Origin of the sequence: Pseudomaricurvus hydrocarbonicus (assembly GCF_011602365.1) — a bacterium.
GTDB lineage: Bacteria > Pseudomonadota > Gammaproteobacteria > Pseudomonadales > Cellvibrionaceae > Pseudomaricurvus > Pseudomaricurvus hydrocarbonicus.
Window position 1 is genome coordinate 303,066 of record NZ_JAAONZ010000003.1, and the last position, 21,664, is coordinate 324,729.

16 protein-coding genes and 1 other RNA gene are annotated in these 21,664 nt (G+C 54.0%); 14 read left to right on the plus strand and 3 right to left on the minus strand.

Annotated features, from left to right (window positions below; translation table 11 throughout):
• Window positions 1–115: 115 nt before the first annotated feature.
• Window positions 116–1,504 (minus strand): APC family permease, encoded by a 1,389-nt coding sequence (locus G8770_RS05870; protein ID WP_167183157.1) that lies wholly within the window; start codon window positions 1,502–1,504, stop codon window positions 116–118.
• A 152-nt stretch (window positions 1,505–1,656) separates the two neighbouring features.
• Complete coding sequence (locus tag G8770_RS05875; protein ID WP_167183160.1) at window positions 1,657–3,024, minus strand: aminotransferase; 1,368 nt, start codon at window positions 3,022–3,024, stop codon at window positions 1,657–1,659.
• A 389-nt stretch (window positions 3,025–3,413) separates the two neighbouring features.
• Here G8770_RS05875 and G8770_RS05880 point away from each other — a divergent pair, with 389 nt between their 5' ends.
• Together G8770_RS05880 and G8770_RS05885 are read left to right on the plus strand one after the other, a co-directional pair.
• On the plus strand, window positions 3,414–5,678 hold the full coding sequence (locus G8770_RS05880; protein WP_167183163.1) for a TonB-dependent receptor: 2,265 nt from the start codon (window positions 3,414–3,416) through the stop codon (window positions 5,676–5,678).
• A 123-nt stretch (window positions 5,679–5,801) separates the two neighbouring features.
• The gene (locus G8770_RS05885; RefSeq protein ID WP_208022070.1) at window positions 5,802–7,238 is read left to right on the plus strand and encodes a type I glutamate--ammonia ligase; all 1,437 of its coding nucleotides are present in this window, start codon (window positions 5,802–5,804) and stop codon (window positions 7,236–7,238) included.
• 175 nt (window positions 7,239–7,413) lie between these two features.
• Here the strand turns inward: G8770_RS05885 and G8770_RS05890 are convergent, their stop codons facing one another.
• Entirely contained in the window at window positions 7,414–8,256 is an 843-nt protein-coding gene (locus tag G8770_RS05890) for a helix-turn-helix transcriptional regulator (protein WP_167183166.1), read from the minus strand.
• 398 nt (window positions 8,257–8,654) lie between these two features.
• Here G8770_RS05890 and G8770_RS05895 point away from each other — a divergent pair, with 398 nt between their 5' ends.
• From G8770_RS05895 to murG, 12 genes are all read left to right on the plus strand, one after another.
• Window positions 8,655–9,071: a DUF6524 family protein gene (locus tag G8770_RS05895; RefSeq protein ID WP_167183169.1), complete on the plus strand. Its 417-nt coding sequence runs from the start codon at window positions 8,655–8,657 to the stop codon at window positions 9,069–9,071.
• 178 nt (window positions 9,072–9,249) lie between these two features.
• An RNA gene (rnpB, locus tag G8770_RS05900) (RNase P RNA component class A) lies at window positions 9,250–9,638 on the plus strand.
• A gap of 563 nt (window positions 9,639–10,201) precedes the next feature.
• Window positions 10,202–10,642, plus strand: coding sequence for a division/cell wall cluster transcriptional repressor MraZ (gene mraZ / locus G8770_RS05905; RefSeq protein ID WP_341771094.1), 441 nt, complete (start codon window positions 10,202–10,204; stop codon window positions 10,640–10,642).
• Between the two features lie 67 nt (window positions 10,643–10,709).
• A complete protein-coding gene (gene rsmH, locus G8770_RS05910; RefSeq protein ID WP_167183635.1) occupies window positions 10,710–11,681 on the plus strand; it encodes a 16S rRNA (cytosine(1402)-N(4))-methyltransferase RsmH in 972 nt (323 codons plus the stop codon).
• Window positions 11,682–11,720: 39 nt separating this feature from the next.
• A complete protein-coding gene (gene ftsL / locus G8770_RS05915; protein WP_167183174.1) occupies window positions 11,721–12,008 on the plus strand; it encodes a cell division protein FtsL in 288 nt (95 codons plus the stop codon).
• Window positions 12,005–13,789, plus strand: coding sequence for a peptidoglycan D,D-transpeptidase FtsI family protein (locus tag G8770_RS05920; protein ID WP_243760294.1), 1,785 nt, complete (start codon window positions 12,005–12,007; stop codon window positions 13,787–13,789). The genes ftsL and G8770_RS05920 overlap by 4 nt, the downstream gene beginning before the upstream one ends.
• Window positions 13,790–13,800: 11 nt before the next feature.
• A complete protein-coding gene (locus G8770_RS05925; protein WP_167183177.1) occupies window positions 13,801–15,378 on the plus strand; it encodes a UDP-N-acetylmuramoyl-L-alanyl-D-glutamate--2,6-diaminopimelate ligase in 1,578 nt (525 codons plus the stop codon).
• Window positions 15,371–16,777 carry a UDP-N-acetylmuramoyl-tripeptide--D-alanyl-D-alanine ligase gene (locus G8770_RS05930; protein WP_341771089.1) on the plus strand — a complete coding sequence of 469 codons (1,407 nt, stop codon included), beginning with the start codon at window positions 15,371–15,373 and terminating at the stop codon, window positions 16,775–16,777. Before G8770_RS05925 ends, G8770_RS05930 begins: the two co-directional genes overlap by 8 nt.
• The gene (gene mraY, locus G8770_RS05935; protein ID WP_167183179.1) at window positions 16,777–17,859 is read left to right on the plus strand and encodes a phospho-N-acetylmuramoyl-pentapeptide-transferase; all 1,083 of its coding nucleotides are present in this window, start codon (window positions 16,777–16,779) and stop codon (window positions 17,857–17,859) included. Before G8770_RS05930 ends, mraY begins: the two co-directional genes overlap by 1 nt.
• 34 nt (window positions 17,860–17,893) lie before the next feature.
• Window positions 17,894–19,243 carry a UDP-N-acetylmuramoyl-L-alanine--D-glutamate ligase gene (murD, locus tag G8770_RS05940; RefSeq protein ID WP_167183182.1) on the plus strand — a complete coding sequence of 450 codons (1,350 nt, stop codon included), beginning with the start codon at window positions 17,894–17,896 and terminating at the stop codon, window positions 19,241–19,243.
• On the plus strand, window positions 19,240–20,556 hold the full coding sequence (gene ftsW / locus G8770_RS05945; protein WP_208022071.1) for a putative lipid II flippase FtsW: 1,317 nt from the start codon (window positions 19,240–19,242) through the stop codon (window positions 20,554–20,556). Before murD ends, ftsW begins: the two co-directional genes overlap by 4 nt.
• The gene (gene murG, locus G8770_RS05950) at window positions 20,553–21,662 is read left to right on the plus strand and encodes an undecaprenyldiphospho-muramoylpentapeptide beta-N-acetylglucosaminyltransferase (protein WP_167183185.1); all 1,110 of its coding nucleotides are present in this window, start codon (window positions 20,553–20,555) and stop codon (window positions 21,660–21,662) included. The genes ftsW and murG overlap by 4 nt, the downstream gene beginning before the upstream one ends.
• The last annotated feature ends 2 nt before the right edge of the window (window positions 21,663–21,664 follow it).

Sequence of the window (21,664 nt, forward strand, 5' to 3'; positions counted from 1 at the left end):
ATTGATGGGCGGACACAGGAAAAGGCCGCAGAGAAGTGACCTGAGCAAAGGCCAGGTCACTTTCTGTGATGCGGTATGAGGCTGTCAGGTGCTCTTTGAATGAGAGCTCGCTAGGCTATATCGCCGCGGCGGCGGCAGCTTTTTTGTGCGATTCTGCGCTCCGGATCACCAGCTCACCGATAATCAGTGTGACGACAACGCCTGCCAACACCGGCCATTGCATGCCTTCACCGGGGGTATACAAAAACAGCACAATGGTCAGCCCCAGTACTGTCATGCAAACATAGGTGACCAGCTTGGCAACCCCCATCCCGCCAGGAATCTTGTAGGGACGGTGGTGATCGGCATCGATGGTGCGCATTTTTAAAAAGGCCAGCAGCATGCCTTGATAAGGCAGCAAAAAAATCACCGCGCTGAAGGCAAACAAGGACCAGAACAGGTCTTCATTGGAGCCCGCCATAAAGCCGTACAGGCTCAGGGTCAGCGTGCTGACTATGCCCATCAGAACGGCGGCGCCAATGGGCGTTCCACGGGTCTTGCTTTCCAGCCCGAAGAGCGCCGGTAGCTCGCCTTCAATGGCCGCCTCGGCGGCGGCGCGGTTACAACCCATCGCCCAGGTTACGCCATTCGAGAAGAAGGTGAACAGGGCCGCTACCCCAAGGCCCAGGGCCAGAGCCTGTCCGCCGGCCGTTTCGCCAAAGAACAGATTGAGGGTATCCATTAACCCTTCCACCAGATTGATGTCGGCCGCCGGTAAGGCTGCCAGCACCGCGCTGGTGCCCAGGACATAGAGGGTAATAATGATGATGCCGGATATCAGGATCGAGCGCGGCACATCCCGCGCCGGGTTTTTCATCTCATCACTGCCGGCGCTGACCAGCTCGAATCCCAGCATGCCGTAGATGATGGCGGGGATGTATTGCAGGCTGTGACTCCAGTCTGGCGTGAGCGTTTTCAGCGTCAGGGGATTGGCCATGCCGTGATCCTGGATATAGATCATCGCACCGACAACGATGGCCAGGAAAATAACCACCTTGAGGATGGCGCCGAGGTTGGGAATCCATTTGCCGACATTGAGGGTAATGACGTTCACGAAGACCGCGACCCAGGTCAGGCCAATACCAATGCCTATCTGCCCGACCAGCGATAAATCGGGGTTAAACAGCTGCTTGTAAATACCCGCAAATAAAATGTAGATAGCGGGCACCCAGACGGCGGTATTGACCCAGTAGCACCAGGTGGCGCGAGAGGCCCAGCGGCGGCCATAGGCGTCCCGGACCCACGCGTAGATGCCGCCTTGCTCCGGGTAGGCGCAGCCCATTTCGGCACAAATCAAGGCAAATGGCACGAGAAAGATGACGCTGAGTAATAGCCACCAGGTGATTGCCGAGGCTCCCACCGAGGCCGCCGCTGCCAGTGTGTCGAGCAGCAAGATGGCGGAGACCGTAAACAGGACCATGTCCTTTTGGCCCAGTGTTTTGCGATGTTGAACCGTTGTATTCATCGAACCTTCACCCTAACCCGGTTGTTGCGGTGGAACGTTGGCCAAGGGAACAGTGACCAATAGAGCAACGTGCTTCCACCTTAAGCTGGCCAGAGTGATTTTCTGGCCAATGTCTTTATTGTCAGTGAGGCCTCCACAGGCCCATTTCAGTATCAGCGGATATTGAAATGAGCGGCGGTGGTATCCAGGGCACGGCTCAGCCGGTCGATCAGCGTGTCGACATCCCGGCGGTTGCAGATGATCGGCGGGGCCGTCACGATGGCATCGCCCACAGCTCTTACCATCAGGCCATTCTGAATCGCCTTGTCGCGACAGTGAATGGCACCGGCAGAGTCGGGTGCCAGTCGTTCATGGCTGCTCTTGTCTTTTACCAGCTCCAGGGCCGCGAACATGCCTTGTCCGCGAACTTCGCCTACAATTGGATGATCTACCAGTGTTTGCAGTTGGGCCTGAAAGTAAGGCATGACGTCTTGAGCGGCAGTTTCGATGATTTGATTGTCGCGGAGTACCTTTAATGTTGCTATGCCAGCAGCGCAGGCTGCCGGGTGGCCAGAATAGGTGAGACCATGGGCAAACTCGCCGCCACCGGCGGTCAGCACATCGGCCACCTTGTTGCCGACCATCACTCCGCCCAACGGCTGGAAGCCATTCGTGACGGCCTTGGCAAACGTCATCAGATCGGGTTCAAAGCCGAACGTTTCACAGCCAAACCAGTTTCCGGTGCGGCCAAAACCGCAAATCACCTCATCACTGATCAGCAGAATATCTCTTTCCCGGCAAATGCGCTGGATTTCAGGCCAGTAAGAGGCGGGAGGCACAATCACGCCGCCGGCACCCTGCACGGGTTCGGCGATGAACGCGGCGACGTTTTCCTCGCCCAGTTCGTCGATTTTGCGCTCCAGTTCTCTGGCCGCCTGAAGACCAAAGCTTTCCTTGTCCTGACCGGCACCCTCAGCAAACCAATGGGGCTGCTGAATGTGGTGTACATAGTTAAGCCCGGTGTACTGCTTGTGCATACCGCTCATGCCACCCAGAGAACCTGCCGCCACGGTGCTGCCGTGATAGGCATTGTTGCGACTGATGAACAGTTTTTTCTCTGGCTTGCCAATCAGGTCGTAATAGCGGTGCACCAGCTTGATGTTGGTGTCGTTGGCTTCCGACCCGCTGTTGGTAAAAAACACCTGATTAAATTGTTTTGGCGTCACGTCCACCAGCGCATTGGCCAGTTCGACGGCGGGCTGGTTCGAGCAGTTAAAAAAGTTGTTGTAAAAGGGCAGTTGCTGCAATTGCTCGCTGATGGCGTTGGTAATTTCTGGCTGACTGTAACCCAGATTGCAGCACCACAGGCCGGACATGCCGTCCAGGATTTCATTGCCATCGGTGTCATAAATATAAATATGCTCAGCCTTGTTAAAGATTCGCCCGCCGGTTTTCCGGTATTGCTGAAAATCCGTAAAAGGGTGCAGGTGATGGGCTTTGTCGAGGTCTTGCCAGTAGGACGTTGGGTGTGCTGGGCTCATAACGAATCTCCCGAAATGTCAGTTAATAGGCCTGGTAATGCGGCCAATCAATCAGCCGGTTGTTATCAGTATGGGTAGCAGTTTGGCACAGCCGCCGGGAAATTGGTTTAACCCAAAGGTGTAGGTTTTTTGAAGAACTTGATCATTTGCGAGTGGGTTGTTGGAAACCAACACCTTGGGGGTATGTTTTCTTGAGGGGTTGGGTTTTAGAGTTAGGGCTTACTGTCTGAAAGCGCTCCAGAGCAAAAATAAGGTTGGCGTAGCAGTAGCGTATGTTCAGAAGAGAGGCGACACCGCGGTTGATCAAGCAGTACTTCAAAACGCCGCACTTTCAAATAGATAAAGCTTGCAAAAGACACAGCTTACAAAAAAATGATGAGGAACAACGCATGAAAGGGTCATATTTAAGAGCACCATTGATGGCATCGGCCATCGGATTATCGGTTTTCACTCCGTCACTGCTGGCGGCCACCATTGAAGAAGTCATCGTGACGGTGCAGAAACGGGAGCAGTCCTTGCAAGACGTGCCGGTGGCGGTCTCCGCGTTTGAGGGTGAGGCACTGGCGAAAATGGGCGTGGGCGATGTTCGTGGCCTGGTGGACCTGACCCCCGGTTTCAGTGGTAAAACGGAAGACAGCTTTATTGATGCCATGGCCATCCGGGGCATTGGCACCAACGATTTTGGTATCGGCGGTGACCCCTCCGTGGCGATTTTTCAGGACGGTGTCTGGGCGGGGCGCAACGGCGGCGTACAGATGGCGTTTTATGATCTGGCCAGAGCTGAGGTGGTTAAAGGCCCGCAAAGCACCCTTTTCGGGCGCAACGCCATTGCGGGCGGGATCAATATCCTGACCAATAAGCCCTCGGATGAATTTGAAGCCGATGTGAGTGCCACGGTGGCGGAATACGGTGAAATCGAGCTGGTTGGTACTGTCAACCTGCCGATTTCAGAGCGCTGGGCATTCCGCGGTTCAGCCTACTGGACCCAGGCCGATGGCTGGCTGGATAACGTCTACGACGGTAAAGAATTGGGCGAAAAAGAAGTCACGTCCACGCGCATGGCTCTGGGCTATTCCGGTGACTCTGTGGATGCAGTCTTCCGCATGACTTACGAAGATCGCGATCAGGCGCCCTCCGTTTACTGGACGCCGCGCAACGGCCTGTCGGAAACCAAGGTGAACAGCGATTTGAGCACTGATGGCTACGACCGCGGTGAAATTTTCAGCCTGCAAGCCAATATCATGTGGGACATTTCGGACGCTTACAGCCTTGAGTCGATTACCGCGTACAAAACCTACGATTTTGATTACCTGGAAGATTACGACGGTCGCGGCACCAAGGCCAACAATTACGGTCAGGAGCAGGAAGTCGATTACATCAGTCAGGAGTTCCGTCTGAATTACGATGCCGGTACGGCCATTTCCTGGTTTGTGGGTGCCAGCGTTTATCGCGAAGACGTCGACGCAACTTTCACCAATTCCTACGACGAAGATGCGCTGTGCGCAGCGATTCTGGAAACCGATGAAGGTGTTATCGCTTCCGGCTGTGCGACGCCGGAGTTTGAAGAGTACTGGGGCGACCCGATTGATCAGGCCGATGTGTTGGCCAACAAGTCTGAAATCAACATCAATGAGCTGAAAAACGAAGGCTGGTCGGTGTACGGCGATTTGACCTGGCGGCTCACCGATATGTTGACCATGACCCTCGGCGGTCGCTACACCATGGACAAAAAGGACATGAAGGTTCAGGTGCTCGACGGTGGCGGTGCTTTGGGCAATACCTTTAACTGGGAGTTCTACACCGACGGTTTTGTGCAGGACGACGACAGCTGGAGTGAATTCACGCCGCGCTTTGCGTTGAATCTGGATCTGAGTGAGCAGGTGAGTCTGTACTTCAATGCGGCCAAGGGCTACAAAACCGGGGGTTACTCGACCTTTGGTATTGCCAATGATGGCACTTATGAGTTCGGCGGTCAGCTGGAAGAGGGTATCCCTCTGGCGTTTGATCCCGAAGAGACCAAGAGCTATGAGGTGGGTGCGAAAACCTCCCTGCTGGACGGCAGCCTGCGTCTGAACGCCGCGTATTACACTTACGAATACACCGACCTGCAATTGATCGTTTTTGAAAATGGCTCGCAGTTGGTGAAAAACCTGGGTGAAGCCGAGGCCCAGGGGGTTGAGGTGGATGCGCACTGGACACCGGGTGATCACTGGGAATTCCGCGGCGCACTCTCCTGGCAGGACACCGAGATTACCGAAGAAATTGAAGAAGGCGATGGCTCCAAGGGCAACATGTTGCCGATGGCTCCGGAATATACGGCTTCCCTGATCGCCACCTACAATCAGCCTGTGAGCAGCGGCAACATTTTCTACACCCTGCAGTACAGTTATCAGGATGAGATGTTCGGTGGTACCGGTAATTACGAGCTGGCCAAGGTCGATGCCTGGGATCAAGTGGACGCGCGCATTGGCTATGAAAGCAACAGTGACTGGTCCGTGACTCTGTGGGCCACCAACCTGTTCAATGAAGAATACTTTGAGCGGGGCTGGGAAAACGCCGATGGCGACGACACTGGTGGTTTTGGTCTGGTGAACACCCTGGTGTGGCCTTCCAAGCCAAGAACCATTGGTGTGACGGTGGACATGCACTTTTAATTCAAAGGTGCACATCGTCTCGTAGGCAGAAAACGTCAACCGGGGATCAAGTTTGACACCGGTTGATCAATTAAAAGTATGGGGGGGCTGCACGCTCCCCTGTGCATGGCTGAGGTTCAAACCGTGCCCGAAGATAGCGTTCAAACTGGTACCTTACAGAAAACTACCTTGCAGAAAACGACCTTGCAAAAAAATGCCCTGAAAAAAGAGTCATCGAAACAACAAGCAATGGACACCGTAAAACATTTTTTGGACAGTCATCCAGACATGGAGCTGTTTGAAGTGCTGCTGCCTGACCTGAATGGCAATTTGCGTGGCAAGTGGCTGGCACCCTCCAAATTGAGTAAAGCCCTGCAGGGCAAGTTGAAGCTGCCCTTAAGCACCTTGGCATTCGATGTCTGGGGGCGGGATTCAGAGGCCTGTGTGTTTGACAGTGGGGATGCTGACGGCATTGCCCTGTTGGATCTGGCCACGCTCGCAGAAGTCCCCTGGCTGGATCGATCGACGGGGCAGGTCTTAATGTCTCTGCGGCAGGTGGATGGCCAGATGTGTGGCTTTGATGGCCGTCATTTGTTGGACACATTGGTTCGCCGTTTGAGTGATCTGGGTTTGACGGCGGTGCTGGCTTGCGAAATTGAGTTTAATTTATTTGCAGAGTCGCTGGCCGAGGGGACGCCTCAACTGACGGATCAAACCCCCGGTGCTCAGGTGATCGCCGGAAACACCTATGGGATTGAGGCGATGCAGGAAGCCTCGGACGTGATGCATGCGATCAACGACGCGTGCCGGCAGCAGGGGTTGCCCGTCGATACCCTGATCAAGGAGGCCGGCCCCTCTCAATATGAAATCAATTTGTATCATCAGGCCGACGCGTTAAAGGCAGCGGATCAGGCGGTGATGTTGAAGCGATTGATTAAAGGGGTTGCCCGACAGCACGGTTATCGAGCGTCCTTTATGGCCAAGCCCTTTGGGGATGCACCGGGTAACGGTATGCACGTGCATTGCAGTTTGCTCAATGCCGAAGGTGACAACGTGTTCAATGACGGTACGGAGCTGGGAACGCCGCTGTTAAGGCAGGCCATCGCCGGTTGTCTGCAGTCCATGAGCGATGCGATGCTGTTGTTTGCTCCACACCTGAACTCTTACCGCCGATTCCAGAAATCTTCCCACGCGCCGTTGAGTGCCACCTGGGGGTATGAAAACCGCACGGTGGCCATCCGGGTGCCTGCGGACGCGCCTCAGGCCACACGAATCGAACATCGTGTCGCCGGTGCCGACGCCAACCCCTATTTGGTGGTTGCGGCAATTTTGGGGGGCATGTTGCTCGGGATTGAGCGTCAGCTGGAGGCTCCAGAGCCGGTTACCGGCAATGGCTATGCTCAGGACGCGGACTTGTTGCCAGCCTACTGGCCAGAAGCCCAGCAGCGATTTCTGTCGTCCGCTTTTATCAGGGATTATTTCGGAGAAGAATTCCAAACGGTGTTTGGCAGCATCAAGCAGCAAGAGCTGGATGAGTTTAACCGCCATGTGTCGACGCTGGAATACGAAGCCTGTTTGTAACGCTGTTCTTGTCGGGCACGCCTGACAAGAACAGATTGTTGTTCAGAATGGATTGTTGTTCAGAATAGGTTGTTGCTCAGCGCCGGGGTTGCCGGGGAGCCTGTTGTTTGACTTGCGCCTGTTCGAAATAAGCAATTTAAAAAGTCAAAGCTTGGCCGGTGAGGTGGCGAGCCGCTCAGGCGCTGGTGCGCAAGCTCAGGTAGGTGGCCAGGACGTCGCCTTCTTCATAGTTGTCCACACTCATGACCGAATCCAAAAACAAGTAGAACAGCTCGGCTTGAGATTTGACTTCAAGTTTGGCGTAGGCGTGTCGGCGGTGCAGTTTGACGGTGTCAGCGGCAATGGACAGCTTTTCAGCGGCGGCGCGGGTACTCAACCCGTGCAGGATGTAATACACCACTTGTGATTCTCGCTCGGTGAGCAGGCTTTTCCCAAAACCATCCAGGGCCGATTGCAGGTGCTGTCGCAAGTTGTTGTCTTGGGTGTGGGGGTTTCTGGCTTTGACCAGGTGTCCTCGCCGCTGAACCAGCGTGGTGATCAATGGCTCAATATCCCTTAGTACTCGCAGTTCCTGCTGGCTGAACTTCTCCGGATTATCCGTTCGCCCCAGAGAGATGTTGACGAAATCTCCGCTACCGGTATCGACAATATAGCCGCATTCATCATGCAGTCCCGAAAGGCGATACCAGGAATTGTAATATTCGCTGTGCTGAAACCCCGGCGGGGCCAGATCCGACAGCTGAAAAAAACCAAAACGCTTTTCCATGGAGGCCAGATAAAACGGATCCAATAAAAAGCTGGCCTTCATAAACTGATCCATGTGGAGGCTTCCTCCTTCAGAGGGAGACTCCAGATATTCACAGTAGGGCATGGCTCGATCCGGATAAATGATGATGGAGGCGTCATCGAGAGGCACCATCGCTTTGAACAGATCGATCAGTAAAGTGGGAAAGTTATCGCACTGTGCGTCGTTGATTAACGACTGCGCATGTTGGCATAAAAGGGCTAAATTGGACATGGCTGACCATTCTGTCTAACTCAATGGGGAGATGGTTTTAACCGTAACAGGAAACGTCCGTTCAAGCCACGCTCCGGGGCCCTTTTGGATGATTTTAACGAAATTAAAACGCCTCACATTACGCCAAAAAACAGCCCGGGGTCACAACTGACGAGGCGTCACTGAAGGCTTCGCAGCAGCCATCTGTTGTTGATCGGGGGGGCTTTAGCTTCCGGTTTTTATTGGCCTGAGGGCTACTGGGTAGATGGACGGCGTGGCTCGCGTTGAGGTTGACGCTGAGAAACTGTGCCGCGATGTCGCCAGATCCTACCGGACGGGCTCAAGTCGACATACTAACTTGCCCGGATGGAGTCCATACACTAGATTCTTCGGAGGCACCTGAAACGGGACTCGGTGATATGGCTAGATCTTTTTCGATTGGCAGTTTTATCGTGCGATGGCTATTTGCGTCTGCGCTGGTGTTCGCCACCTACAACCCCAGTGGTTATTCCTATGTATCGGTATTGTTGGAAAAAGGAACGGAATTTGGTCCCGTACTCGGACTCGCCGGCATTGTATTGATCATTGCCTGGGTGATTTATCTCAGGGCCACCTTTCTGGCGTTGGGGTGGTTGGGGGTGATCCTGGGAACGGCGTTTTCTGCCTGCTTTGTCTGGTTGCTGATTGACCTCGGCTGGCTCAGTCTGGATTCTCCGGGGGCGATGGAATACGTCGTGCTGCTGGTGCTCTCATTCATCTTGGCTGTGGGGATGTCCTGGTCGCACATTCGTCGACGTATCAGTGGTCAGGTCGGCGTGGATGAACTGGAGCACTAGCCGGGACTCTGGTGTCAGCTGAAGGTGGCATCAGCTTTCCCTGCTCGGTGCAGGAATGTCACGCCGGAGGTGATCGCTGTAAATCGGGCTGGTCGCGAATCAATAAGTGCGCCTCGTTAACGTCTGAGGTGCAGTCTGCTCTTGCAGTTTTTCTGGCGCGGCGCTAATCTTGCTCCCTGAAGTTGGTCAGACAGTCGCTGCCTGTTGAGTTCGAGCCTGGCTTGAGTTCAACGGGGAGAGGAAAGTCCGGGCTCCATAGGGTAGAACGCCAGGTAACGCCTGGGGGGCGCAAGCCTACGGAAAGTGCAGCAGAGAGTAGACCGCCGATGGCCGCCGCTTATGCAAATAAGAGGTGGCACAGGTAAGGGTGAAAGGGTGCGGTAAGAGCGCACCGCGCAACTGGCAACAGCTTGTGGCATGGTAAACCCCGTTCGGAGCAAGACCAAATAGGCCTTCTATGGTGCGACCCGCACTGAAGGCGGGTAGGTTGCTTGAGGCTTGTGGTGACGCAAGCCCTAGATGAATGACTGTCGATGACAGAACCCGGCTTATAGACCGACTTCAATAATTTATTTCCTGTCAGGGCTTTTGACGTGCTGATGTGGTTTAGGCTATGCAGGTGACACCGACCGGAGAGATCGCTGGCGGTGGCAATGGCTGGCCTGGTTGTGGCAGGTCGTAGCGGCCTTTGGGTGTGTGGTGGTCACGGACTGGGTGTGATCTGAAGTGCGCGCACCCTGCAGAGTAAGAGATGGTTTGAAAAGGCCCCTGTGAGTGGATTTCTGTGGGGTTTCAACTGGAGGTTCTCTCCGCCTTATTCCTCTTTTGCATAAGAGGAAGGTTTTCAAAAAATCAAATGGTATCGAACTTAATGTAATACATTAAGTTCGTGTTGTATTGCTTTGTTTTTCCTCCTCTTTTGGTTTTGCAAGACTCACACAAATTGAAACTTTCGCTCCAGTTTAGCGACGTTCCCCTCATTATTGATGATTTTGCCTTCCTAATACCTTGACTTTGCACTGTGCAGATTTATAGTGGCAATGTGGTGTTTTGTGGGTAAAGGTGCATTTTTGTGGGTTTTTGGTGGTGGGTGGTGTTAACCCATGCCCATTCCAACTTGGGGAAACAGCGTGTTTCAAGGCAGTCAGTCCATCAATATGGATGCAAAAGGGCGGATGGCGATACCGAGCAAGTATCGCGATCTGCTTTCGGCTGCCTGTGGCGGGCGCTTGATCATCACCGCCAATCCCTATGAAAAATGCCTGAACATCTACCCGGAGCCCCAATGGCGCGAAGTCAGTGCGAAAATCAGCGCACTGCCAAACAGTAATAAGCAGGTTCGCCGTTTGCAGCGTTTGGTATTGGGAAATGCCACAGAATTAGAGTTGGATGGGAATGGCCGGGTGTTATTGCCATCCATATTGCGAGATTTCGCGAAGTTGGATAAAAAATTAGTACTGGTCGGTTTGAATGAAAAGGCCGAGTTATGGAGCGAAGAAAGTTGGAACGCTCTGTTAGATGAGGATGACGATGCACCGCTGCCAGACGAGCTGCTGAGCTTGTCTTTATAACTTTTTACTGGGTGGCTCGCTGGTTGAGGCACCTATCAATTAGAGAGTCGGCATGAGCGAAGAGCATATGGCCCAAAGTGGTAAAGAAGACCGTAACAGTGATCCTGTTCAGGGCGACCAGCATATTACCGTCTTGCTGAATGAAGCGGTGGACGCGTTGATTACGGATGTTGCCGGTACTTATGTGGATGGCACCTTCGGTCGTGGTGGGCACAGCCGCTTGATACTCAACAGTTTGGGTACTTCGGGTCGTTTGATCGGCATTGATAAAGACCTTGTTGCGATTGACGAGGGGGTGGCATTGCACCACCTCGATGCCCGTTTTGACATTGAGCACGGCTCATTTGCACAGTTGAAATCCTTTATGGATGCTCGTGAACTCACGGGCAAGCTGGATGGGGTGCTGGTGGATTTGGGGGTGTCTTCACCACAACTGGATGTGGCTGAGAGGGGGTTTAGTTTTTTAAACGATGGCCCTTTGGACATGCGCATGGACACGACTCGCGGCCAGAGTGCGGCGGATTGGGTCAATGGTGCCGATGAATCTGAAATGGTGCGTGTTTTTAAAGCCTATGGCGAAGAGCGTTTTGCCAAGCGCATCGCCGGTGCCATTGTCAAGCGCCGGGCCGAGCGTCCTTTTGAGCGCACGCTGGATCTGGCTAAAGTGGTTGCGGAAGCCAATCCGGCCTGGGAAAAAGGTAAGAATCCGGCGACTCGGGTGTTCCAGGCTATTCGCATTGAGGTCAATAACGAATTGGGTGATCTTGAGGCCTTGCTGGATCAGGCGCTGGAGGTGTTGAAGCCAGGTGGACGTCTGGTCGTGATCAGTTTTCACTCGCTGGAAGATCGCATTGTAAAACGCTTTATTCGTCATCACGAGCGCGGTTTGGACGTGCCTGCAGGTTTGCCTTTGATGGAGTCTGAACTCAATAAAAGGCTTAAATCTCTGGGGAAGGCTGTGCGTGCTACCGGTGATGAAGTGAGTGCTAACGTGCGTTCACGAAGCGCGATAATGCGCATTGCGGAAAAAATACAATAACGTAATTTTTTTGGGAAAGTGGGGGCGATTGTGCCGGCCGTGGGTGCTCAACAGCTCAGCGCAAAAACGGGTTTTTTAGTCGTGCTCTTGTGGGCGCTGGTTTTGGCCAGTGCTTTCGGGGTTGTGCGCAGTACGCATGAGGCACGCGCCCGCTTAAATCAATTGGAGGTGATGCGGCGCGAAGCGGCGCAATTGCACGTGCAGTGGGGACAGTACCTGCTGGAACACAGTGCCTGGTCAGCCTATGGACGCATTGAAAAGGAAGCGACAGAAAAACTGCATATGACAATCCCCCGAGGTGAGCAGCTGGTGATGGTGCCTAAATGAAAGGTACCAAACTTAACGCGAACAAGCGTCAGCCAGAACAGACCATGACCATTCCCCGCTGGCGTTTTTCGCTGGCGGTTTTGTTGTTGGCTGTTCTTATGGCGGTGCTGCTGTGGCATGTGGCGTTGTTGCAGGTGGTTCCGGGCGAAGATAAAGGTTTTGAGTTCCTGCAAGGACAGGGTGATGCGCGTACGGTTCGTACCGAGGTGATTCCGGCCCATCGCGGCGTGATCACGGATCGCAATGGTGAGCCGCTGGCAGTCAGTACTCCGGTGACGTCTTTGTGGGCAAATCCGTCAGAACTGGCTGCGGATGCAGTGGTTGTGGCGGCATTGGCCAAAGCCTTGTCGATGGACGAAAAGGCACTGCGCAAAAAGTTGAAGCGCTATCAGGGCAAAGAGTTTATTTATCTGAAACGTCATTTGCCGCCACAGGAGGCGGAGAGCATTCTGGCGAATCGCTGGCCGGGGGTTTACGGACGTACGGAATATCAGCGTTTTTATCCAGCGGGTGAAGTTGCCGCTCATGTTGTGGGGTTTACCAACATTGATGAAAACGGTCAGGAAGGGTTGGAGCTGGCCTTCAATGCCTGGCTCGAAGGGCGCTCCGGCTCCAAGCGGGTTCTTAAGGATCTGAAAGGCCGTATCATCAAAGACGATGGGGAATTGAAAGCGCCTGAGACCGGTAAGGATGTTCATTTGAGCATAGACCTGCGCATGCAGTACCTGGCGCATCGTGAGTTGAAGCAGGCAGTGGCGGAAAATAACGCCGCCTCAGGCAGTCTGGTGATGTTGGATACGCACACGGGTGAAGTGTTGGCGATGGTGAATCAGCCTTCTTATAACCCTAATGCGCGTAAAGGGATCCGCACCTCGGCGCTGCGAAATCGAGCCATTACGGATCAGTTTGAGCCCGGCTCCACCATGAAACCCTTGACCGTGTTAGCGGCCTTGGAAACCGGGCGTTATCACCCGCATACGATGATAGACACCAATCCGGGCTATATCCGGGTGGGTAAGAAAACCTTATTGGACCACAAAAATTACGGTGTCATTGACCTGACAAAAGTCATTACCAAATCCAGTCAGGTTGGTATCAGTAAAGTGGCTCTGGATATGGAGCCCGATGTGGTTCGCAATATGTTTTCCCGTCTGGGGTTGGGGCAGGGAACCGGGGTGGGCTTTCCAGGTGAAAGTGTTGGCCTGTTGCCGAACCGTTCCCGCTGGACGCCGATTGAACAGGCTAATTTCGCGTTTGGTTATGGCATGACCGTAACGGCGTTACAGCTTGCCCAGGCGTATTCTGTGGTGGCGAATCTGGGCGTGAAAAAGCCGGTCAGCCTGCTGCGTCAGGACGTTGCGCCGGGTGGAGAACAGGCGGTTGGCGAAGCCATCTCCGGTCAGGTGATTGATATGTTAAAAACCGTACTGCAACCGGGAGGCACGGCTCGCCGGGCGCAAATCGAAACTTACCCGGCGGCTGGCAAGACCGGCACGGTGCATAAAGTGGGTAAAGATGGTTACGCCGACGATCGTTATCGTTCGGTGTTTGCGGGAATGGCGCCAGCAGAAGATCCCCGTATTGTTGTGGTAGTTGTGATTGAAGAGCCAAACACGGGTAAGTATTACGGCGGCGAGGTGGCAGCACCGATTTTTGCCAAGGTGGCCGAGGGTGCTCTGCGCTTGATGCATGTGCCGCCTAAGGTCGTACCGGGAAATGAAAAGGTGGCGTTCGAGAAAAAGTCGCCTGACAAATTTGTTGCTCGGGGGCCTTTGTCGTGATGGCGCCGTTGATGGAAAGTACCTATCCAACCCTCGGGCAAATACTGCCCGATCTGTCGTTACAGAACGCCTTAACTTTTTCGGTTGGGCCGTTGGTGCTCGACAGCCGTCAGGTGACGGCTGGCGATACGTTTGTCGCGCTGGGCGGGACACAAGTGGATGGCGCCAGCTTTATTGACAGTGCGGTCAAGCAAGGGGCTGCATTGATCTTGGCTGAGGGGCTGCAAGAGGACTGTGAGTCGCTGGCAGACGGTGTGCACAAGGTTGTAGTACCGGCGTTGCGTGAAAAATTGAGCGCCATGGCCGGTCGCTGGTATTCAAATCCCTCACAGACCATGAATGTGGTTGGGATTACGGGAACCAATGGCAAAACCACCTGCAGCCATTGGCTCGCAGAGCTGTTGGCAGATCCGCAATCCCCGGCCGGCTCTGTGGGAACATTGGGTTATGGCCTCACCGGAGAGCCCATGACAGTGACTGGAATGACAACTCCGGACGCCATCCAGACGCAGGCCATTCTGTCGCAGTTACACGCTGACGGAGCCAAGTCGGTGGTGATGGAGGTTTCTTCCCACAGTTTGGATCAGCACAGGGTTGCCGGCGTTGCGTTTGATGTGGCGGTACTGACCAATCTTGGTCGTGATCATTTGGATTATCACGGCGATATGGATCGGTATGTGGCGAGTAAAGCTCAGCTGATGCAGTTTGAGAGTCTCAAGGCGGCTGTGCTGAATGTCGATGACCCTTATGTTGAGGTCTTCAAGGCGGCTCTGGCGCCGTCGGTGAAGATGCTGAGCTACGGTTTGCGCGAGCAAGCCGATTTCAGTTTTCAACAGATTCAGTATTCACCGGCGGGCGTAAAGGCGATTTTAGTCACGCCCGAAGGGGATTTTGACGTGGCGTTGCCGGTCTGGGGTGAGTTCAATTTGCACAACATCCTGGCGGTGGTGGCCAGTGGCTATGCGCTGGGGCGTTCAGTGGCGATGTGGGTGCAGCGCTTGCCGGATCTGCCTTCGGTGGCTGGACGGCTGGAGCGGGTGGATGTGGATGCCGATATAACCGTTCTGGTGGATTTTGCGCATACGGCGGATGCCTTGCAATCCGTTTTGTCCGCGATACGCCAGCACAGTACACAGCGATTGTGGTGTGTGTTTGGTTGTGGCGGTGATCGCGATAAGGGTAAGCGCCCGTTGATGGCTGCCGTGGCCGAAGCCGTAGCGGATCATGTGGTTGTCACCAGTGATAACCCCAGAATGGAAGAACCGCAAAGCATCATTGATGAGGTGATGGCTGGATTCAGAACCACGGCAGGGGTTGAGTGTATTGCCGACCGGGAAGCAGCCATCCGCCACGCCATTGTTAATGCAAAGGCGGGCGATTGCATTGTTTTGGCTGGCAAGGGTCATGAAAATTATCAGCAGATCGGTGCTGAAAAAATTCCGTTCAGCGATGTGACGGTTGCGCGCTTGGCACTGCAGTCAAGAGCTGAACAATTGAATGAGAGTGGCGTTGTTAAAGGCGATGACGTTGTTAAAAAAAGCGTCACGGTTAAAGACAGTGGCTCAGTAAAGGGGGTGGAACGTGATTAGGCCTCTTAAGTTGACGGACATTCAGACCGCTTTGAGTGCTGAATTGATCGGCGAGGATGTGATCTTTGAGCGAGTGAATACGGATACCCGTGACATTTTGACCGGTGATCTGTTTGTGGCGTTAAAGGGTGAGCGCTTTGATGCACACGAATTTGCCGAATCTGCCGCGGATGCCGGCGCGGCAGCGTTAGTGGTTGAGCGGATCATTCCGGGGTTAAAAGTGCCGCAACTGAAAGTGCAGGACACCACCCGGGCGTTAGGTGAAATTGCTCACTTGAGCCGGTTGCAGTTTGAAGGGCCGCTGGTCGCGCTGACCGGCAGCTGTGGAAAAACCACTGTAAAAGAAATGATGACAGCGGTGTTGGGGCGTCAGGGGCAAGTCCATGCTACCCGTGGCAATTTGAATAACCACATCGGTGTGCCGCAAACGCTGCTGGCTATGCCTGCAACCACAGAGTTTGCGGTTATTGAGATGGGTGCGAGCGGGCTGGGTGAAATTGATTATCTGGCATCCGTGGCTGAGCCAACGGTCGCGTTGGTGAACAATGTGATGGCGGCGCATCTGGAAGGCTTTGGCAGTGAAGCGGGTGTTGCCGCTGAAAAGTCCAGCATTTATCGCCATCTGCGAGATCATGGGGTGGCGGTGGTCAATCTGGATGTGCCCTATGCGTCGGGTTGGCTGCAGTCACTTGCACAAGTGCGTCCGGATGTTCGCTGCCTGACGTTTTCTGACTGCCTTGGCGGAGCAGATTTACGGGCAACGGATATTCAGTTGAATGAAAAAGGGTGTTACAGCTTTGAATTGCAGGCCGCGCCGGGCAGTGTACACATCAGTTTGCCCATTATGGGGCGTCAAAACGTCAACAATGCTTTGGCTGTTGCCGGTTGTTGCCTGGCGGTGGGGCTGGATTTACCCGACATTGCTCTGGGGTTGGCAAGCGTTGCGCCGGTCAAAGGTCGTTTAAAACCCGTACCAGGCATCAATCGGTCATTGGTGATTGACGATACCTACAACGCCAATCCGGGGTCTGTAAAGGCGGCGGCGCAGGTGTTAATGGACCTCAAGCAGCATGGGCGCGATGTCGTTCTGGTGTTGGGAGATTTGGGGGAGCTTGGCGAGGATGAAGCACAGGTGCTGGATCAGTTGGGGCAAGACCTGGGTGCATTGGGTGTGCCGCAATTACTGACACAGGGCTTAAATAGCGTGAATGTGCACAAAGGTTTTAGGGCCACCGCTGGTGAGTACAGTAAGGCAAAACATTTTGAGTCTCAGGGTGAGCTCAATCAATTTTTAACCAATCAATTGACTGACGAAACGGTTGTATTAGTGAAAGGATCTCGAAGTGCACGTATGGAAGGTGTCGTGCAGGCAATCATGTTAGACGGAGAACATCAATAATGCTTCTGTTGCTTGCAGAATACTTACAACAATACGCATCACAGTTTGCAGTGTTTCAATATTTAACGCTGAGAGGAATCCTCGGGGTTCTGACAGCACTGGTGATTTCGCTGGTTTTGGGTCCCTGGATGATTCGCAAATTGAATTATTTGCAAATCGGCCAGTCCGTTCGTGATGACGGCCCGGAATCTCACCTGAGTAAGTCGGGTACACCGACCATGGGCGGCACCCTGATTTTGGCCGCCATCTTTGTCAGTGCCTTACTCTGGTCTGATTTGAGCAACCGTTATGTCTGGGTGGTACTGATTGTTACAGGCATTTTTGGGGCAGTCGGCTGGGTGGATGATTATCGTAAGGTGGTTGAGGCCAACTCCAAAGGTTTGCCAGCACGATGGAAATATTTTTGGCAGTCGGTTGCCGGTTTGGGCGCTGCGATCTTTTTATATTCGACCGCCGCCAGCCCTGCTGAGACGCAATTAATCGTCCCGTTTTTGAAAAACGTTTCTCTGGATATGGGCCTGTTTTACATCGTACTGACGTACTTTGTCATTGTGGGCTCCAGCAATGCGGTCAATCTGACAGATGGTCTGGACGGCCTGGCCATCATGCCGACAGTCATGGTTGGCGGTGCGCTTGGTTTAATCGCGTACCTGGTGGGCCATAACGAATTTTCGAATTACCTGCACATCCCCTACGTGGCTGGAGCCGGTGAATTGATTGTGTTTTGTGCGGCTCTGGGTGGCGCCGGTTTGGGGTTTTTGTGGTTCAACACTTACCCGGCTCAGGTATTCATGGGCGATGTGGGCGCCCTGGCCTTGGGCGCTGCGCTGGGGGTGATTGCGGTCATCGTCCGCCATGAAATTGTGTTCTTCATTATGGGGGGGGTCTTCGTCATGGAGACCGTGTCAGTGATCCTGCAGGTGGCTTCGTTTAAGTTGACGGGGCGGCGTATATTCCGCATGGCTCCCCTGCATCATCACTTTGAATTGAAAGGTTGGCCAGAGCCACGAGTAATTGTCCGCTTCTGGATCATTACCGTGATGTTGGTGCTGTTTGGTTTGGCAACGTTAAAACTGCGTTAAAACCCTAACAAAAAACGTTAAGAGATAGGTATTAGTGGCCAATTTAATCGCGCAAAGCAATGTCACCGCATTAATCGGTATGGGAATGACCGGGCAATCGGCTGCGCGCTATTTGACCAAGGCGGGTCGGCCATTTGTTTGGCTCGATACCCGGGAAGCGCCTCCGGCGTTTGATCGGGTACGTGAGGAATTTCCGGATGCCAGGTTTGAGCTGGGCGAGTTGAATGTCGAAACTCTGCTGGCAGCGGCTGAAATTATTGTCAGCCCGGGTGTCTCTGTTGCCACTCCTGCCATTGCGCAGGCGCAGACTGCCGGGGTTCCGGTATTGGGCGATATTGAGCTGTTTTTAAGAGAAGTTAACGCTCCAGTGGTGGCGATTACCGGTTCAAATGCCAAAAGCACTGTCACCACTCTGGTGGGTGAAATGGCGCAGACGGCCGGTAAAAAAGTCCTGATCGGCGGCAATATCGGTGTGCCCGTTCTGGACCTGTTGCAGCAACCGGCGGCTGAGCTCTATGTGTTGGAACTATCAAGTTTTCAACTCGAGACTGTCAGCAAGCTGGCCGCGGATGTGTCGACTGTGCTTAATATCAGCGAAGATCACATGGATCGTTACGATTCCTTGGCACATTACTACATGGCCAAGCAGCGTGTGTATTTCGGCGCGCGCAAAGTGGTGGTTAACCGGGAAGATCCGCTTACCAGGCCCCCTTTAGCTGAAGGGGTGCAACAGTTTAGTTTTGGATTGAATGTCCCTGACCGGCAGGGTTTTGGGGTGATTACCAAAGGCGGGCAGGAATACCTGGCGTTTGAATTTAATACGCTGATGCCCGTTGCCGATATCAAAATGCCAGGTCGGCATAACATCGCTAACGCCCTGGCTGCGCTGGCATTAGGGCATGCTGTTGATCTGCCAATGGCGGCCATGTTGACCACGTTAACGCAGTTTGCCGGCTTGCCGCACCGCTGTCAGTGGGTGGCGGAGAGTCACGGAGTTAACTATTACAACGATTCCAAAGGTACCAATGTCGGCGCCACTCTGGCGGCACTGCAGGGCTTGAAAAAAGACAGCGGAAAAATTGTCCTGATCGCCGGAGGGGTTGGCAAAGGGGCTGATTTTTCTCCCTTGAAAGAAGCCGCACCAGGCATTCGGGCGGTGGTGGTTATTGGCGAAGATGGCGAAAAAATCGCCGCACAATTTGAAGCAATGGTGCCGGTTGTGTCAGCCGCTTCCATGTCAGAGGCTGTGGCCAAAGCTGCCAGGCAGGCCCGGGCCGGTGATGATGTCTTGCTTTCACCAGCCTGCGCCAGTTTTGATATGTTCCGCGGTTTTGAAGACCGCGGCGAGCACTTTGTCCAGGCCGTGAAGGAGGTTCTGGCATGAGCGTTGACGCCAAGCTTTCCTTAACGCCGGTTCGCTGGATGGACGCTGTGAATTGGCAGATGTTGACGCTGGTCATGATGTTGTCCTCCATTGGCTGGGTGATGGTGACGTCTTCCTCGATGACCTTCGCAGAAGCCACCTACGGTGACGGTTGGTTTTTTGCCAAGCGCTACGCCCTTTATTGGTGTTTGGGCATTCTGTGTGCGGTGTTGGTGGCAGCTGTGCCAACCGTGATTTGGGAAAAGTACGGCAGCTTGTTTTTGATTGGCGCACTGTTGATGCTGGTGCTGGTGTTGATTCCGGGTATCGGTCGCAAAGTCAACGGCAGCCAGCGCTGGCTGCAGTTAGGTCCTTTGGGATTGCAGGCATCCGAGATGGTCAAATTTTGTGCCATCGTGTTTTACGCCAGTTTTCTGGCGCGTCGGGGGCAGGAAACCCTGGTCGACTGGCACGGTGTTTTTAAGCCGTTGCTTGTCTTGGGCGTGATGATTTTTTTGTTGCTGCTGGAGCCTGATTTTGGTGCTTCTGTGGTGCTGGCGGCAACAGTGATGGCGATGCTGTTTGTGGCTGGAGTGCGCTTGTGGCAATTCATTATTTTGTTTGTGGCGGCATTGGGCGGCCTGATGTTGATTGCAACGTTGTCGCCTTATCGGATGCAGCGGTTGATTACATTTTTGGATCCCTGGGCTGATCAGTTCAACAGTGGCTATCAGCTGACTCAATCGTTGATTGGTTTTGGACGGGGTCAATGGACCGGTTTGGGATTGGGTAACAGTGTGCAAAAGCTGTTTTATCTACCGGAAGCGCACACTGATTTTATCTTTGCCATCATCGCTGAAGAGTTCGGCTTGGTTGGCGTGGCCGCCATAATGGGCATCTTTATTGCGCTGGTGATTTGTATCTTGAATGTCTCTCAACGCGCAATGGCGGGGGGTAAAGTCTTTGCCAGTTTTGCCACCTTTGGTGTGGCGGTAATGTTTGCCGGCCAGGCGTTCATTAATGTAGGAGTCGCTTCCGGCTTGTTGCCGACCAAAGGTTTAACCATGCCGTTCATCAGTTATGGCGGCAGCAGTTTACTCGTGTCCTGTGTCTTGATGGCGCTGGTGATGCGTATTGATTGGGAGCTGCGACTGGCGTCGATGAATCCATCCACAAAGATGAGTGGAGAGCAAAAGTCTGCTGCAGGAGTTCGGTCTGGTCGCCGTCAAACCGCGGCTGGGCGGACCAAAAGCTATGCCTCTGAACACGGTAAGCCCCAGCCCGCAGACGCCGATAAACCATCTGCGGCGACAGCATTACAGGGGGCGGCATGAGCCAGAGTGACTTGAATATTGTGATCATGGCCGGTGGTACCGGCGGCCACGTTTTTCCGGCACTGGCCGTCGCCGAAGAGCTGCGCCAGCGAGGAGTCAAGCTGAGCTGGTTGGGTACGGCGCGCGGCATTGAGGCCGAGCTGGTGCCTGCGGCGGGAATTCCCTTACACTGCCTGACGATTGAAGGGGTGCGAGGCAAAGGCTTGCTGACAAAACTGAAAGCGCCTTTCCTGCTGGTGAGTGCAGTCTGGGAGGCACGCAGTATTCTCAAGCGGGAACAAGCGGATGCGGTGTTGGGCTTGGGCGGTTTTGCCTCCGGGCCTGGCGGCGTTGCCGCATGGTTGCTGGGAAAGCCGGTGCTGATTCATGAGCAAAATGCCGTGGCTGGTACCACCAACCGTTGGCTGGCACGTTTGGCACAATGCGTCATGGAGGCATTCCCCGGCAGCTTGCCGAACGCGGTGCATGTGGGTAACCCGGTGAGAAAAGCCATCGCTGAGGTGGCGCCCTTACACTTGAGCGCCCTGTCGCAGGAGGCACAGCCACCGCTGAAGGTGCTGGTGCTCGGCGGCAGTTTGGGGGCTCTGGCGTTAAACGAAATGATACCGGCTGCAGTGGCCTTACTGGCGGATGAGCTTCGGCCTGAGATTAAACATCAAACCGGTAAGAAAAACCTGGAGTTTACTGAACAGCAATACCAGCAAGCTAATGTGACCGCAGAAGTGCTGTCATTTATCGATGATATGGCCGCTGTGTATGAATGGGCTGATGTTGTGATTTGTCGGGCCGGAGCATTGACTGTATCGGAATTGACCTTGGCTGGGCGGGGGGCTTTGTTGGTGCCATACCCTTATGCCATTGATGATCACCAGACTCACAACGCGCAGTGGCTGGAAAATAATGGGGCCGGTCTGGTTCGTCAGCAGAAAGATTTATCGCCACAGATCATTGCGGATTTTATTCGCAATGTTTCTGTCGATCGGGAACAACTAATGGCAATGTCAAAAAATGCCAGAGCACTGGCCATGCCAGACGCGGCAAAACAAGTCGCCAGCTACTGTGAACAAGCCGCACGCGGCAGTGATAAAGAGGCCGCACATGAGTAACA

Excerpts from the sequence above, each read along its gene's own strand:
- G8770_RS05895 (WP_167183169.1), top strand. The coding sequence starts at position 8,655 with ATGGCTAGATCTTTTTCGATTGGCAGTTTTATCGTGCGATGGCTATTT.
- rsmH (WP_167183635.1), top strand. The coding sequence starts at position 10,710 with ATGGCCCAAAGTGGTAAAGAAGACCGTAACAGTGATCCTGTTCAGGGC.
- murG (WP_167183185.1), top strand. The coding sequence starts at position 20,553 with ATGAGCCAGAGTGACTTGAATATTGTGATCATGGCCGGTGGTACCGGC.
- G8770_RS05880 (WP_167183163.1), top strand. The coding sequence starts at position 3,414 with ATGAAAGGGTCATATTTAAGAGCACCATTGATGGCATCGGCCATCGGA.
- ftsW (WP_208022071.1), top strand. The coding sequence starts at position 19,240 with ATGAGCGTTGACGCCAAGCTTTCCTTAACGCCGGTTCGCTGGATGGAC.
- G8770_RS05870 (WP_167183157.1), bottom strand. The coding sequence starts at position 1,504 with ATGAATACAACGGTTCAACATCGCAAAACACTGGGCCAAAAGGACATG.
- G8770_RS05890 (WP_167183166.1), bottom strand. The coding sequence starts at position 8,256 with ATGTCCAATTTAGCCCTTTTATGCCAACATGCGCAGTCGTTAATCAAC.
- mraY (WP_167183179.1), top strand. The coding sequence starts at position 16,777 with ATGCTTCTGTTGCTTGCAGAATACTTACAACAATACGCATCACAGTTT.
- G8770_RS05920 (WP_243760294.1), top strand. The coding sequence starts at position 12,005 with ATGAAAGGTACCAAACTTAACGCGAACAAGCGTCAGCCAGAACAGACC.
- G8770_RS05875 (WP_167183160.1), bottom strand. The coding sequence starts at position 3,024 with ATGAGCCCAGCACACCCAACGTCCTACTGGCAAGACCTCGACAAAGCC.
- G8770_RS05925 (WP_167183177.1), top strand. The coding sequence starts at position 13,801 with ATGGAAAGTACCTATCCAACCCTCGGGCAAATACTGCCCGATCTGTCG.